This window comes from Brevibacillus sp. MCWH, assembly GCF_013096935.1.
Classification (GTDB): Bacteria; Bacillota; Bacilli; order Brevibacillales; family Brevibacillaceae; genus Brevibacillus; species Brevibacillus aydinogluensis.
Window position 1 is genome coordinate 1 of sequence record NZ_SDLF01000014.1, and the last position, 14096, is coordinate 14096.

Annotated in this window: 11 protein-coding genes, 13 tRNA genes and 1 rRNA gene; 23 read left to right on the forward strand and 2 right to left on the reverse strand. The window is 55.3% G+C overall.

Features of this window, described 5'->3' with window-relative positions; all coding sequences use genetic code 11:
* The 17 genes from ETC00_RS13215 to ETC00_RS13295 all read left to right on the forward strand — a co-directional run.
* Positions 1 to 173, forward strand: a 23S ribosomal RNA gene (locus ETC00_RS13215); the annotation flags it as partial.
* A gap of 57 nt (positions 174 to 230) precedes the next feature.
* Positions 231 to 306, forward strand: a tRNA-Asn gene (locus tag ETC00_RS13220).
* A gap of 7 nt (positions 307 to 313) precedes the next feature.
* Positions 314 to 406: transfer RNA gene (locus ETC00_RS13225), tRNA-Ser, on the forward strand.
* A 4-nt stretch (positions 407 to 410) separates the two neighbouring features.
* Positions 411 to 487 (forward strand) — tRNA-Glu (locus tag ETC00_RS13230).
* Between the two features lie 72 nt (positions 488 to 559).
* Positions 560 to 635 (forward strand) — tRNA-Val (locus ETC00_RS13235).
* A gap of 21 nt (positions 636 to 656) precedes the next feature.
* Positions 657 to 733, forward strand: a tRNA-Met gene (locus ETC00_RS13240).
* Positions 734 to 738: 5 nt separating this feature from the next.
* A tRNA-Asp gene (locus tag ETC00_RS13245) sits at positions 739 to 815 on the forward strand.
* 15 nt (positions 816 to 830) lie between these two features.
* A tRNA-Phe gene (locus ETC00_RS13250) sits at positions 831 to 906 on the forward strand.
* Positions 907 to 911: 5 nt separating this feature from the next.
* A tRNA-Trp gene (locus tag ETC00_RS13255) sits at positions 912 to 985 on the forward strand.
* A gap of 7 nt (positions 986 to 992) precedes the next feature.
* Positions 993 to 1068, forward strand: a tRNA-His gene (locus tag ETC00_RS13260).
* A gap of 15 nt (positions 1069 to 1083) precedes the next feature.
* Positions 1084 to 1158 (forward strand) — tRNA-Gln (locus tag ETC00_RS13265).
* 5 nt (positions 1159 to 1163) lie between these two features.
* Positions 1164 to 1239, forward strand: a tRNA-Gly gene (locus ETC00_RS13270).
* 68 nt (positions 1240 to 1307) lie between these two features.
* A tRNA-Cys gene (locus tag ETC00_RS13275) sits at positions 1308 to 1382 on the forward strand.
* A gap of 7 nt (positions 1383 to 1389) precedes the next feature.
* Positions 1390 to 1472, forward strand: a tRNA-Leu gene (locus tag ETC00_RS13280).
* A gap of 178 nt (positions 1473 to 1650) precedes the next feature.
* Complete coding sequence (ric, locus tag ETC00_RS13285) at positions 1651 to 2352, forward strand: iron-sulfur cluster repair di-iron protein (protein ID WP_171566555.1); 702 nt, start codon at positions 1651 to 1653, stop codon at positions 2350 to 2352.
* 58 nt (positions 2353 to 2410) lie between these two features.
* On the forward strand, positions 2411 to 3133 hold the full coding sequence (locus tag ETC00_RS13290; protein ID WP_171566556.1) for a YwiC-like family protein: 723 nt from the start codon (positions 2411 to 2413) through the stop codon (positions 3131 to 3133).
* A gap of 146 nt (positions 3134 to 3279) precedes the next feature.
* Positions 3280 to 3837: a hemerythrin domain-containing protein gene (locus ETC00_RS13295; RefSeq protein ID WP_171566557.1), complete on the forward strand. Its 558-nt coding sequence runs from the start codon at positions 3280 to 3282 to the stop codon at positions 3835 to 3837.
* A 74-nt stretch (positions 3838 to 3911) separates the two neighbouring features.
* On the opposite strand, the gene ETC00_RS13300 is transcribed toward ETC00_RS13295, so the two are convergent.
* Positions 3912 to 4301: a DUF488 domain-containing protein gene (locus ETC00_RS13300; protein ID WP_171566558.1), complete on the reverse strand. Its 390-nt coding sequence runs from the start codon at positions 4299 to 4301 to the stop codon at positions 3912 to 3914.
* 80 nt (positions 4302 to 4381) lie between these two features.
* Positions 4382 to 5095, reverse strand: coding sequence for a Crp/Fnr family transcriptional regulator (locus tag ETC00_RS13305; protein WP_171566559.1), 714 nt, complete (start codon positions 5093 to 5095; stop codon positions 4382 to 4384).
* A gap of 329 nt (positions 5096 to 5424) precedes the next feature.
* Here ETC00_RS13305 and lpdD point away from each other — a divergent pair, with 329 nt between their 5' ends.
* From lpdD to ETC00_RS13335, 6 genes are all read left to right on the forward strand, one after another.
* Positions 5425 to 5775, forward strand: a complete 351-nt coding sequence (gene lpdD / locus ETC00_RS13310) for a prenylated flavin chaperone LpdD (protein WP_171566560.1) — start codon at positions 5425 to 5427, stop codon at positions 5773 to 5775.
* A 256-nt stretch (positions 5776 to 6031) separates the two neighbouring features.
* Positions 6032 to 9718 (forward strand): nitrate reductase subunit alpha, encoded by a 3687-nt coding sequence (locus ETC00_RS13315; protein WP_171566623.1) that lies wholly within the window; start codon positions 6032 to 6034, stop codon positions 9716 to 9718.
* The gene (gene narH, locus ETC00_RS13320; protein ID WP_171566561.1) at positions 9708 to 11177 is read left to right on the forward strand and encodes a nitrate reductase subunit beta; all 1470 of its coding nucleotides are present in this window, start codon (positions 9708 to 9710) and stop codon (positions 11175 to 11177) included. The genes ETC00_RS13315 and narH overlap by 11 nt, the downstream gene beginning before the upstream one ends.
* Before the next feature lie 25 nt (positions 11178 to 11202).
* Positions 11203 to 11775, forward strand: coding sequence for a nitrate reductase molybdenum cofactor assembly chaperone (gene narJ / locus ETC00_RS13325; RefSeq protein WP_171566562.1), 573 nt, complete (start codon positions 11203 to 11205; stop codon positions 11773 to 11775).
* 5 nt (positions 11776 to 11780) lie between these two features.
* On the forward strand, positions 11781 to 12485 hold the full coding sequence (gene narI, locus ETC00_RS13330) for a respiratory nitrate reductase subunit gamma (protein ID WP_171566624.1): 705 nt from the start codon (positions 11781 to 11783) through the stop codon (positions 12483 to 12485).
* Positions 12486 to 12508: 23 nt separating this feature from the next.
* A complete protein-coding gene (locus tag ETC00_RS13335; RefSeq protein WP_171566563.1) occupies positions 12509 to 14029 on the forward strand; it encodes a nitrate/nitrite transporter in 1521 nt (506 codons plus the stop codon).
* The last annotated feature ends 67 nt before the right edge of the window (positions 14030 to 14096 follow it).

Here is a 14096-nt window from a genome sequence, read left to right on the forward strand (position 1 = left end):
TGCGGACGGGATAAGCGCTGAAAGCATCTAAGCGTGAAGCCCCCTCCAAGATGAGACTTCCCACAGCGTCAAGCTGGTAAGACCCCTCAAAGACGATGAGGTTGATAGGTTCGGTGTGGAAGCGCGGCAACGCGTGGAGCTGACGAATACTAATCGGTCGAGGACTTATCCACTCCAATGATCCTTTGCACCATGCATATCCAGTTTTGAAGGCGCGAAGTCTTCAACGTTCCTCGGTAGCTCAGTCGGTAGAGCAATCGGCTGTTAACCGATCGGTCGGGGGTTCGAGTCCCTCCCGAGGAGCCATTATCCCGGATGGATGTCCGAGAGGCCGAAGGAGCACGATTGGAAATCGTGTAGGCGGGGATAACTCGTCTCGTGGGTTCAAATCCCACTCCATCCGCCATCATGGCCCGTTGGTGAAGAGGTTTAACACAGCAGCCTTTCACGCTGTCATTCAGGGGTTCGAATCCCCTACGGGTCACCATCTAAATGAAGTGGACCCTGCAAAGCAAACGTGATATGCTTAATAGCATACAGCGGCTTTGCGAGGTGACGTGGAGGCTTAGCTCAGCTGGGAGAGCATCTGCCTTACAAGCAGAGGGTCGGCGGTTCGATCCCGTCAGCCTCCACCATTACAGTAACATTGTAATCGTCGCGGGATGGAGCAGTCTGGTAGCTCGTCGGGCTCATAACCCGAAGGTCGCAGGTTCAAATCCTGCTCCCGCAACCAAATCTGGAGCTGTGGTGAAGCTGGAGTTCACGCCGGTCTGTCACACCGGAGGTCGCGGGTTCGAGTCCCGTCAGCTCCGCCATTTTCGTTAAGCGATGGCTCGGTAGCTCAGTTGGTAGAGCAGAGGACTGAAAATCCTCGTGTCGGCGGTTCGATTCCGTCCCGAGCCACCATATACAGGGGCATAGTTTAACGGTAGAACGAAGGTCTCCAAAACCTTTGGTGTGGGTTCGATTCCTACTGCCCCTGCCATTGCGTGGCGGTCGTGGCGAAGTGGCTAACGCATCGGATTGTGGCTCCGACATTCGTGGGTTCGATTCCCATCGATCGCCCCATTTTTAATCTCATATTGGGGCATAGCCAAGCGGTAAGGCAACGGACTTTGACTCCGTCATTCCTAGGTTCGAATCCTAGTGCCCCAGCCATTTATGCGGACGTAGCTCAATTGGTAGAGCGTCGCCTTGCCAAGGCGAAGGTCGCGGGTTCGAGACCCGTCGTCCGCTCCATTTGTCTCCTCGATAGGCTTTGGGCGGAACATGGTCAGCCCATGCCGAATATAAATAAAACAGAACATGGAGGCATAGCCAAGTGGTAAGGCACGGGTCTGCAAAACCCTTATTCCCCGGTTCGAATCCGGGTGCCTCCTCCATAAACGTGCCGGTATGGCGGAATTGGCAGACGCGCGCGACTCAAAATCGTGAGGGAAACCGTGGGGGTTCAAGTCCCTCTACCGGCACCATTACATAACGAAACAGCTCTTAAGATGCGAACCGTATCTTAAGAGCTTTTTTGCGTGCAGCTGAAATGGAACCGTACAAAGCGCGATTTTTGTGATTCGCGTCACATTGCCGAATGTCCGACAGCGGTAAACTGTTAGACAGAAGCATCGCCATTACATTAGACGAGGAGGCCGGAACATGGGTCAGACATTCAACGGTTCCGAAACGATCGGTGACATTGTAGCCGGTTTTCCCGGCGCCAGCAATTTGTTGAGGGAATATCAGATCGATTTTTGTTGCGGCGGCAGCCGCACGTTATCCGCGGTGCTGGAGCAGCAACAGATTGACAAGAGCGCGTTTCTTGCACGTTTGAATCAAATGTTTCAGCAGGCACAGGAGAAACGGGGGCAGGATACAGACTGGCGGGAGGCGAGCCTATCCGATTTGATCGACCATATCGTACAAACCCATCATGCCTATTTGCTCAAAGAACTGCCGCTGCTCAGTGAATTTACTACCAAAATTCTTCGGGTGCACGGTCAGCTGCATCCGGAGTTGGCCCAACTTCACAAACTGTTCCATCAAATGAAGATGGAGCTGGAGCAGCACCTGATCACGGAAGAGGAAATGGTCTTTCCACTGATTCGTAAAGCTGAACAAACAGGCGCTGAAACAGACATCTCAAAGGCGGCACATACAATTGAGGAGTTGGAAGCCGACCACAGCGCTGTGGGCACACTGTTAAAAGAAATGAGGGCGGTCACGCAAGATTATCGGCTGCCTGAAGGGGCATGCCGGACGTATACCCTGACATTTCAGAAGCTCGAAGAACTGGAATCGGATTTGTTCGAACACATACACCTGGAAAACAATGTGTTATTTCCGCGTGTAAAACGGTAAGATTGCAGATATGGAGGAAAACGTTTGACAAGGCCCAGTGAACCTGGAGGGGGATCGGATGAAAAAGGGATATATACCCAACCAACATGGGGCCTGGGCGATGCTGCTTATTCCGTTTTTATTCGGCATGTTCGCGGCAAAGCCCGTTTGGCTGCATGTGCTGCTTTTTCTCGGCTGGTTTCTCGCCTACTTGTTCTCGTACGCTTTTCTGCAGTGGCTGCGGACGAAAAAGACCACGATCTACCGGAGACCGATGCAGGTATATGGCAGTTTGCTGATTCCAATCGGTTTCCTGCTGCTCGTATTGGACCCGGCACTGGCGCGGTTGGTTCCGTTTTTCATCCCGTTGTTTCTCGTCAATTGTTATTACGCCAGGCGCAATCAGGAAAGGGCCCTTCTCAACGACCTGGCCGCTGTCGTACAGTTCAGCCTGATGGTGTTTGTTGCGTATCAGGCGGGGGGAGGAACCGATTGGAGGCTTGCGGCTGAGCTGTTCGGATTCAGCATCCTGTATTTTACGGGAACGGTTTTTTACGTAAAGACGATGATTCGGGAAAAGCACAATGCGATGTATTACAGATTCTCTGTCATGTACCATCTTGCTCTACTCGTCGCAGGGGCGTTATGGTTCCCTCCCGGGTTGTTGGTGCCGCTGGCCGTTTTGGCTGTTCGGGCCGTCTGGTCACCGCACACGAAACTATCCGTCAAACAGACGGGCATACTTGAGATTGCCTATTCCGTGCTGATTGCCGGTACAGTGTTGGTCGTGTATGTGGCATAAAATGAGCCTTTCCTATGCGCAGGGCTGTTGTGGGGGGCCGGAATCGTGCCGCATATCTGCACCAGTTGCCAACCAGACTAAATCCTGCATGGATACGGTTTTGAGCGTTTCAAATGTGCACATAAAAAACGAAAGGAGCATCTTGTATGGAACAAATGCCTCATCATTGTGGCCACATGATGTCGGAAGGCCGAGCCCAGGTAGCACTGTGCGAACCGCTTGCCCAACTGAAACGCGAGCACGGACCGCTTCGGGAACAAATGGATGCGTTTGCCCGGGAGGCGGCTGAAATCGGCGCGGATCAGGAAACAACGGACTGGACCGCTCAGCTTGCAGCGCTGAAACAAAAAGTGGAAGCCTTTGTGAGAGAACTCGACCCTCATTCGGAACGGGAAGAAGGTGCGCTCTTTCCCCTCATGGCAAAATATATTGGCAGACAGATGGGGCCAATCGCCGTGATGGAATATGAACACGAGTTGGCCAAACAAAACTTGAAGAAATTCCTGGAGGCCGTGGAACAGTTGGAGGGGACGGCGGATGCCGGACGGGCGAAAGAGATTGCTTCCTATGCACTTCAGGCCCATGCCGTCTTAACCGATCATTTCATGAAAGAAGAAAACGTGCTGTTTCCCATGGCGGAAAACATGTTGAACGCGGAAGAAAAAGCAGAACTCAGCCGTGCGGTTTGCCGTGATTCCATTTGACAAAGCAGGGCAAGTGCCATCCGGGAGTGCATTCCACATGCAGCCATAAGGAAGCCGGTTCAGCACTGTTGGTATCACCCATCCGAATGTAAGCGGCGGTTCAGCCATTGCTGCAGAACAATGGCGTGGTTGTGGACGGGATCTTTTGCGGCATAAACAAGCGTGACGTTTTTTTCAGACGCTAGTTCCCATATCCGATCGACGAGTCTGCACCGGGTCGGATCTTCTGACAATTCCAGTTCGTATCTTCGCGTAAATTCCGCAAATCGCTCCGGTTGATGACAGAACCACTTGCGCAATTCGGGACTCGGAGCGATTTCTTTCATCCATTCATCGAGGGACGCCTGCTCTTTTGAAATGCCGCGCGGCCAGAGCCGGTCGACCAGAATGCGTACGCCGTCTTCCGGAGAGGGCGGTTCGTAAATGCGTTTTAACCTTATAGTTGATCGGTTCGCTGCGTTCATCCGGCAATCAACTCGCACACAGTCAGCATGGTCAACAGTCAGCCTTCTTTCGTGAATTGTGTTGTAAAATGGCAATGTCTTTAGACCCGGCAAATTTCCTTCGGGCAGTTTTCACACTGGCACGTATCACGCAGGTAATCCAAGTCCTGGATGACAATATGCCCATCTTCGTAAGAAATGACACCCGCTTTTTTCAAATCCCCGAGGATGCGGTTCACGCTTTCCCGTGTTGTGCCGATCATATCCGCCAACTCCGAGTTGGTCAACTTTTTGGAAATGAGGATGCGCCCGCCTTGTTCGATTCCATATGTATTCCCCAAACGAATAAGCAGCGAACACAGAATTCCCAGTTTGCCGAACAACATCAAATCGCGCAATTTGGATTGCGTCAACCGATTCATCAGTCCGATCCACTTCATGAACTCTACGGCCAGATCGCCATGCTGCAGCAGCAACGCTTCCAAGTCTTGTTGCTGGATGATTCCGACGTCGGCATCCTCAAGAATTTCCGCGCCAAAAAAATGAACAGATTCGCGAAAAGGGTCCACTTGGCCGAAGAGATCTCCTGCCTGATGCGTGTAAATGACCAAGTGTTTGCCGTCATCAGTCGCTTTGGTAATGCGCACCCTTCCTTTATGGAGAAAGTACAGTTTGTCCGCCGGGTCCCCTTCCCAAAATAAATGCGATCCCGCAGGAAAATGGTTGTCGCACATGATTTCCTTCAGTTTGGCAAAATTCCCCTCTGAAAAGCAGGACGTATTCCGAATGCTCCCTGCGAGATCCGCTTTTATCATCGGTGGTTCCCTCCTGTTTCGATAATCCCGATTCACCATATATAAACGGAGCCGCATGTGGTGTGAACAGCATAACACGAAAGGACATAGCAAGACCACATGATGAGGAAATTTCGTCCAAAATACCCAACTCAGTATTCCCCCGTACGTGCTGGTTTGCTTTACGTTTTTCATCATAAAAAAAGGGAGGTGCCGCTATTGTGATCTTGGTCACATATCTGCAACCTTTTTTCAGCGTGTGACCAAGATCATTCGTGATGCGGAACTGCGGTGTTATTATGATGAGTGCAGGACAGGTCAGGACTGAAAGAGAAGAGGCGTCGAGCCTTATGGATAAATCAATTCATTTTGAGACGGTAGAGATTCGCCCGTTCATGATGGGAAGGGACGTGGTCTTCCTGGTTACCGGGGGGACGGCCCACATCGGGGCGTCAGCAACAGCATACGTCACCAATGATCAGGACGTACAAGTTGAGGTGTTGGCTCTGCCCGGCCATCGGGAAGGACCGCTCGCTGCCGAACTGGCAGAGACGGCATGCCGCACACTTGGCCGCACCGTCGCTGTATTGGCGGGGATCCATCTGGATCAACCGTCCCGCCAGGACATTGAAACAGTCGTTGCCGAAGCGAAAAGAAAAATGAGCCAGATGCTTGATCAATGGAACAACGGGCAGAAATGAGGCATGAAAATGACGGCGCATACGCCAACCGCCCGGTGTATGCCGCAAATCGGCGGATGAACGTAGCTGGGGAAAAAGCGGACTTCTTCGTACGGAGGAGTCCGCTTTTTGTCGATTTTTTGAAACCTGGTGTTTATCGGGCGTCCAACGCGGTGATATTGTGATTTTTTTTACATGAAAAGTGAACATGGAATGCTACATTGAGAAGCAACGGGATGAACAAAGCATAGCGCCGCACCTACAACAAGGGAGGTATATCATGGGCAAGAAAACGCCATTGTTTCAGAAACTGAGATACTTCTCCAAACGGGAACAATATTCCGAAGGCTGGAGTGAAATGTCCCCCGAGAACCGGGACTGGGAAGATATGTACCGCAGGCGGTGGCAGCACGACAAGGTCGTACGTTCGACCCATGGCGTGAATTGCACCGGTTCCTGCAGCTGGCAAATATTCGTCAAAGACGGCATTGTCACGTGGGAAACGCAACATACGGACTATCCCTCGACCGGTCCGGACATGCCGGATTTTGAACCGCGCGGATGTCCGAGGGGAGCCAGCTTCTCCTGGTATTTGTACAGCCCGCTGCGCGTCAAGTACCCCTACATACGAGGCGCGCTCCTCGACTTGTGGAAACAAGCGAAAAACAAAGAGAAAGACCCGGTGCGGGCATGGGCCAGCATTGTGGAAGATCCAAAGAAGGCGAAGCGCTATAAATCGGCCCGCGGAAAAGGCGGGTTTGTCCGCGTCTCCTGGGATGAGGTGACGGAAATCATCTCGGCGTCGATGATCCATACGATCAAAAAGTACGGACCGGATCGGATCATCGGGTTTTCGCCGATTCCGGCGATGTCCATGGTCAGCTATGCGGCTGGCTCCCGCTTCCTTTCGCTCATAGGTGCACCGCTGCTCAGCTTCTACGACTGGTACGCCGATTTGCCGCCGGCATCGCCGCAAATTTGGGGAGATCAGACGGATGTTCCGGAAAGCAGCGATTGGTTCAATTCCGGCTATATTCTCGTATGGGGGTCCAATCTGCCGATGACCCGGACGCCGGACGCCCATTTTCTTGCTGAGGCCCGCTATCGCGGCACGAAAGTCGTCTCCATCAGTCCCGATTATGCGGAGTTCGTCAAATTGGCCGATACGTGGATGTCGGTCAAGCCCGGGACGGACGGTGCGCTCGCCATGGCGATGGGGCACGTGATCCTGAAGGAATTTTATGTCGAGAATCAGACTGATTATTTTCTGCAGTATGCCAAACAATATACGGATTTCCCCAACCTGGTGCTGCTTACGGAAAACAACGGCGCGTATACGGCCGACCGTTTCCTGCTGGCGGAGGACCTGGGAGCAGCGGGAAACAACGTTCAATGGAAAACGGTGGTGTACGACGACAACAGCGGGTCTTTCGCCGTTCCCAACGGCAGCCTCGGTTTCCGCTGGGGCGAAGAGGGCCGATGGAATTTACGCATGGAAGACGCGAACGGAACCGCGATCGACCCGCGCATTTCCCTGCTGGGTGTCCATGATGAAGTGCTGACGATTCAGCTCCCGTATTTTGACGACGACGGCCGGCACGTGATGGAGCGAGCCGTACCGGTCAAGCGAATTGAACAGGGCGGCAAAACGCTGTTCGTGACGTCCGTCTGCGACCTCGTGCTGGCCAAGTACGGGATCGACCGGAACCTGGGGGACTCGTGCCCGAAGAGCTACGATGACGACCAACCGTTCACGCCGGCCTGGCAGGAGAAAATTACGGGCGTGGACCGCCATACTGTCGTGCAAATCGCCCGCGAGTTTGCGCAAAACGCGGTGGAGACGAAGGGACGGTCGATGATTATTTTGGGCGCCGGGATTAACCATTGGTACAATTCCGACGTCATCTACCGGGCGATTATCAACCTCGTGCTGATGACCGGCTGTCAGGGCGTCAACGGCGGTGGCTGGGCGCACTATGTCGGCCAGGAGAAGCTGCGCCCCGCGGAAGGCTGGCAGACGATCGCCTTTGCCAGGGACTGGTCCTTGCCGCCGCGTCTGCAAAACGGGACGTCCTTTTTCTACTTCGCGACCGACCAATGGCGCTATGAAGATACTCAGATCGAGAGTCTGGTGTCACCGCTGGCGGGGAAAGCCAGATACGAGCACAGCGCCGACTATAACGTGCTGGCAGTAAGGCTTGGTTGGCTGCCATCCTATCCGCAGTTCAGCCGCAATTCGCTGGAACTGTACCGGGATGCAGAGCGAGCGGGTGCCCGCACCAGGGAAGAGATCGCCGCTTATGTCGCCGAACAGCTGAAAAATCGAACCTTGAAGTTTTCCATCGAGAATCCGGATGACCCGGCTAATTTTCCGCGTGTCCTGTTTGTATGGAGAGCCAACCTGATTTCCAGTTCCGGCAAAGGGCACGAATATTTTCTCAAACATTTGCTGGGCACCTCAAACGGGCTGCTGAACGAGGACAACATCGGGCTGCGTCCCCAGGAAATCGAGTGGAAGGAGAATGCGCCGGAAGGCAAACTGGATTTGCTCGTCAACCTTGATTTCCGGATGGCTGGCACGGCGCTGTATTCGGACATCGTGCTGCCTGCCGCGACCTGGTATGAGAAGAGCGATTTGAGCAGCACCGACATGCATCCGTTTATTCATCCGTTCAATCCGGCCGTGTCCCCCCAATGGGAATCGCGTTCGGACTGGGAGACGTTCAAGGAACTGGCGCGCGCTTTTTCGACGATGGCCGCCCGGCAGTTCGACGGGCCGCAAAACGATATCGTCACCACGCCGCTCCTGCACGATTCGCCGGATGAACTGGCGCAGCCGTACGGGCTCGTGCGTGATTGGAGCAAGGGACAATGCGAGCCGGTTCCGGGGAAAACGATGCCGCACGTTCACGTCGTCGAGCGGGATTATGCGTCCGTGTACGAAAAAATGATCTCCCTCGGCCCGCTGGTAGAAAACAAACCGTTTGGCATAAAAGGCATTGTCTGGTCCGCGTCGGACGAATACGACCGATTAAAGCGCGTGCTTGGCGTCCGGAGAGGTAACGGGGTTGCGGCAGGATGTCCCGATTTGAGTACGGACCGGAATGTGGCCGAGGCCATTCTCACGCTTTCTTCGACTTCAAACGGAAAAATGGCGGTCAAGGCATGGGAAGCGCTGGAGAAGAAAACGGCGCTGCACCTGAAAGATTTGGCGGAAGAACGGGAGGAAGAATGTTTCACGTTTGAGGAGATCACCGCAAGGCCGAAAACGGTCATCACCTCCCCCGCGTTCAGCGGTTCGGAAAAAGGCGGACGCCGCTATTCGCCGTTCACCACCAATGTGGAGCGGCTTATTCCGTGGCGAACGTTAACCGGGAGACAGCAGTTTTACATCGACCATGAAATGCTGCGCGAATTCGGCGAGACATTGGCGACATTCAAGCCGACCCTCAAACATGCGCCGTTTCATCCAAACAGCAAGCGGCCGGTCAAGGACTGCAAGGAAATTGTCCTGAACTACCTGACGCCGCATAACAAATGGTCTGTTCACAGCATGTACTACGACGCGCTGCCGATGCTGACGCTGTTCCGCGGGGGGCCGACGATCTGGTTGAACCACGAGGATGCGGCCGAAACGCAGATCGCCGACAACGACTGGATCGAATGCTTCAACCGCAACGGCGTCGTCGTGGCCCGCGCCGTCGTGACACATCGCATTCCACGCGGGATGGCGTTCATGTACCATGCTCAGGACCGCCATATCCACGTTCCGGGAACGCCGATTACAGAGACCCGCGGCGGTACGCACAACAGCCCGACCCGCGTCCATGTCAAGCCGACGCATATGATCGGCGGTTACGCCCAACTCAGTTACGGGTTCAACTATTACGGACCAACAGGCAACCAACGGGATTTGAACGTCATCATCCGGAAATTGCAGGAGGTGGATTGGCTTGAACATTAAAGCGCAGGTCGGCATGGTGATGAATCTGGACAAATGCATCGGCTGCCACACGTGCAGCGTCACGTGCAAAAACACGTGGACAAACCGCTCCGGGGCGGAATACATGTACTGGAACAACGTGGAGACGAAGCCGGGCATCGGATATCCCAAACAGTGGGAAGATCAGGAACGGTACAACGGCGGATGGGAATTGAAGAACGGCAAGCTGGAACTGAAATCGGGAACACGGGCAGCGCGACTGCTGAACATTTTTCACAACCCCGACCAGCCGACCCTGGACGACTATTTCGAGCCGTGGACCTATGATTACGAAAAATTGACCGCCAGTCCCGAACAAAAGCATCAACCGGTGGCCAGGGCGAAATCGAAAGTGACCGGGAAATATATGGATTTGACATGGGGACCAAACTGGGAGGATGACCTGGCCGGAGTGAATGAGACAGGACGAGAGGACCCCAATCTGCGGGGGATCGAGGAATCGATCCTCATGGAGTTCGAGCAGGTGTTCATGATGTACCTGCCGCGAATCTGCGAGCACTGCATCAATCCGGCCTGCGTCTCGTCCTGCCCGTCCGGGGCGATGTACAAGCGGGAGGAGGACGGCATCGTTCTCGTCGACCAGAATGCCTGCAGAGCGTGGCGGTTCTGCGTATCGAGCTGCCCGTACAAAAAGGTGTACTTCAACTGGCAGACGAACAAGGCGGAAAAATGCACGCTGTGCTTCCCGCGGATTGAGGCCGGGATGCCTACGATCTGCTCGGAAACCTGCGTCGGCCGCATCCGCTATCTCGGCTTGATGTTCTACGACGCGGACAAAGTGAAGGAAGCCGCGTCGGTGGCGGATGAAAAAAATCTCTACAAATCCCAGTTGGGCATTTTCCTCGATCCGCACGACCCGGATGTGATCAGGGAAGCGCGGAGGGCAGGCATCCCGGAAGATTGGATTTTGGCGGCGCAAAGATCGCCGATCTATAAAATGGTCATGGACTGGGGCATCGCACTGCCGCTGCACCCGGAATACCGGACGCTGCCGATGGTGTGGTACGTGCCGCCGCTCAGCCCGATCATGAACCGAATCGAAGGGATAGGAAGCGAACGCGATCCATACGATATTTTTCCGGCGATCGACGGGATGCGGATTCCGCTTGAATATTTGGCCAACCTGCTCACTGCAGGTGACGTCGAGGTGATTCGAAACGTTTTGCGCAAGATGGCGGTGATGCGCATGTATATGCGGAACCAGCAGACCCAGAGAGCGACTGATCCGGCACTGCTGAGCGAAATCGGGATGGATGAGCAGACCGTCGAGGATATGTATCGTCTGCTGGCAATCGCCAAGTACGATGACCGTTTTGTCATCCCGCCGGCGCATCGCGAACAGGTGGCCGATCTGTTCCATGAGCAGGGCGGATGCGGACTGAGTTTTGCTGGCGGTCCCGGCTCGTGCGGCGTATTTTGATTTGATTGGAGAGGAGACGGCTCGTATGGATATCGGAACATCACAGCGCGTGTGCGGCCTGCTGTCGCGGCTGCTGGAGTATCCGAGCAGCGAGTGGCGGCAGCATCTGCCTGCGGCCCGCGAGATGGCGGCAGAGATCGCGGCTGCCGACGCGGAGGCGGCCATACACATCGAAGCATTCCTGAATGCAGCCGAATCGGCAGGCGAGATCGCATGGCAGGAGCAATATGTGCGCACCTTTGATTTCGGCAGAACGACGAATTTGTATCTGACGTATGAGCAGCACGGAGAGGAACGGGAGCGGGGCGCGGCGCTGCTGGCATGGAAGCGCCGCTACGCCGAAGCCGGCTTCATCCTGGAGGACGGCGAGCTGGCTGATTACTTGCCGCTTGTACTGGAGTTTGCGGCATCGGCATCCTGGTCGGCGGCGCAGGAGGTGCTGGCCTGGAGCCGGCCTGCGCTGCACTCGATCCGGCTTTCGCTGGCAGAAGCGGGGAGTCCGTATACAGGACTGTTTGAGCTGCTGCTGCAGATTGTCCCCGAGGCGCCTGCGGAGCTTGCAGCGGAACCGACGCTGACAGGGAGGGGAGACAATTGAGCAAGATGGAGCTGTTCGTATGGGGTGTCTTGCCCTATATCATTGCGGCGATCTTTATCACGGCGATCATCTGGCGTTATGTGACGGATCCGTTCGGCTGGACATCCAAGTCCAGCGAGGTGCTGGAGAAGCGGATTCTGCGATGGGGCAGCCTGTTTTTCCATTATGGCCTCATCGCCGTGTTCTGCGGCCACATCGCCGGATTGCTCGTTCCCGTCTCCGTGTACCGCTCTTTGGGGATCAGCGACGAGGCGTATCACCTGGTTGCGATCGTCGGCGGCTTGCCGGCGGGCATCATTACGTTCATCGGCGTGCTGATCCTGCTGTACCGCCGGTTCGCCGTCGCCCGCATCCGGCTGACGAGCAGCGCCGGCGACAAGATCGCGCTCGTGGTGCTGGCGATCGTCATTCTCAGCGGCCTCGCGGCAACGGCGGCAAATGCGGTAAGCCACTCCGGCTTTGATTACCGGACGACGATCAATCCATGGCTGCGCGGCTTGTTCGTCTTCCAGCCGGACCCCGAACTGATGCGGACGGTGCCGCTTGGCTTCAAGATTCATATTTTGACCACGTTTGTGCTCTATCTCGTCATGCCGTTCACGCGCCTTGTACATGTGTTCAGCTTGCCGCTCGGGTATTTGCGGCGCAGCTACGTGCTGTATCGGCGCAGAGGTGAAGCGGGGGCCGAAGCCGCGCTTTATGACCGGTAGAACAGGAAGGAGGCCATGGAAAGATGGGGAGCAAGGGAGCTTATCAACTGCCGCTGCAGACGATCAGCCTCGTCGTTGGTTTCATGGTGTGGGTGATTTTGTCGTCACTGATGCCTTTCATTAAGGAAGAAATCGCATTGACCAGCGCCCAGCTGGCCTGGGTGACGGCTATACCGGTCTTGTTCGGGTCAGTCCTGCGCATTCCCGTCGGGTACTGGACGAACCGTTATGGGGCCCGCAAGCTGTTCATGATCAGCTTCGTGCTGCTGCTCGCCCCCGTGTACTGGATCAGCCGGGCTGATTCGTTTGCCGACCTCGTCATTGGCGGCATCCTGCTCGGGATCGGCGGCGCGGTGTTCTCGGTTGGTGTCACCTCGCTGCCCAAATACTTTCCCAAGGAACGGCACGGCTTCGTCAACGGCATCTACGGCATCGGCAATCTGGGAACGGCGATCTCGTCGTTTGGCGCACCGGTCGTCGCCAGCTATATTGGCTGGTCCAACACGGTGATGAGCTACGGTATTCTGCTGCTGGCAATGGCTGGCCTCAACTTCGTGCTTGGCGACCGGCAGGAGACGCCGGTCAAGACGCCGCTTGGCCAGCAGATCAAGGATGTCTCGCGCAATGAGAAGCTGTGGCTGCTCTGCCTGTTCTATTTCTTAACGTTCGGTTCGTTTGTCGCTTTTACCGTGTATTTGCCCAACTTTTTGGTGAGCCATTTTCAATTGACCAAAGTCGATGCGGGGATGAGGACAGCCGGATTTATCGTGCTGGCGACGGCGATGAGGCCGGTAGGGGGCTGGCTTGGTGACCGGTTCAATCCGTTCAAAATTCTCATGCTCGTCTTTGCCGGGATGACGGTGGCCGCCGTGCTGCTGTCGTTCTCGCCGTCGATGCATTTGTATACGGTCGGCTGCCTGACCGTGGCGTTGTGCGCGGGCATTGGCAACGGCACGATTTTCAAGCTGGTGCCGCTCTATTTCACCAAGCAGGCCGGGATCGCCAACGGGATGATCTCGGCGATGGGCGGGCTGGGAGGCTTTTTCCCGCCGCTGATCTTGACGACGCTGTACAGCATGACGGGGCATTATGCCATCGGGTTTATGGCGCTTTCGCAGGTGGCGCTGGCCAGTCTGATTCTGGTGATCTGGCTGTTTTATCAGGAAAAGCTGCACCTGGCGGCCAACATTCTGGAGAACACAGTGGAAGCGATTGTGGTGACCGATACTGACGGCATCATTCGTTCCGTCAATCCGGCGTTTACGGCTGTAACCGGCTACAGCGCGGAGGAAGCGATCGGGCGGAAGCCGAGCATCCTGAAATCGGGCAAGCAGGACAAAAGCTTCTACGAGGCGTTGTGGCGCTCCTTGCGGGAGAAAGGACACTGGCAGGGGCAAATTTGGAACAAGCGCAAAAACGGAGAGATCTATCTGGAGTGGCTGACCATCTCGGCCATCCGAAACGACGCCGGCGAAGTCAAATACTACGCGGGCATGTTCAGCGACATCGGCAAGGCAGGCGAACCGACCGGCAACACAGGATAGACCCGCGGTTCGGTGGATCACTGTGCAGGCCTTTCACCCCGTCTTCAGTCTGAAGCCCCGAAACCAT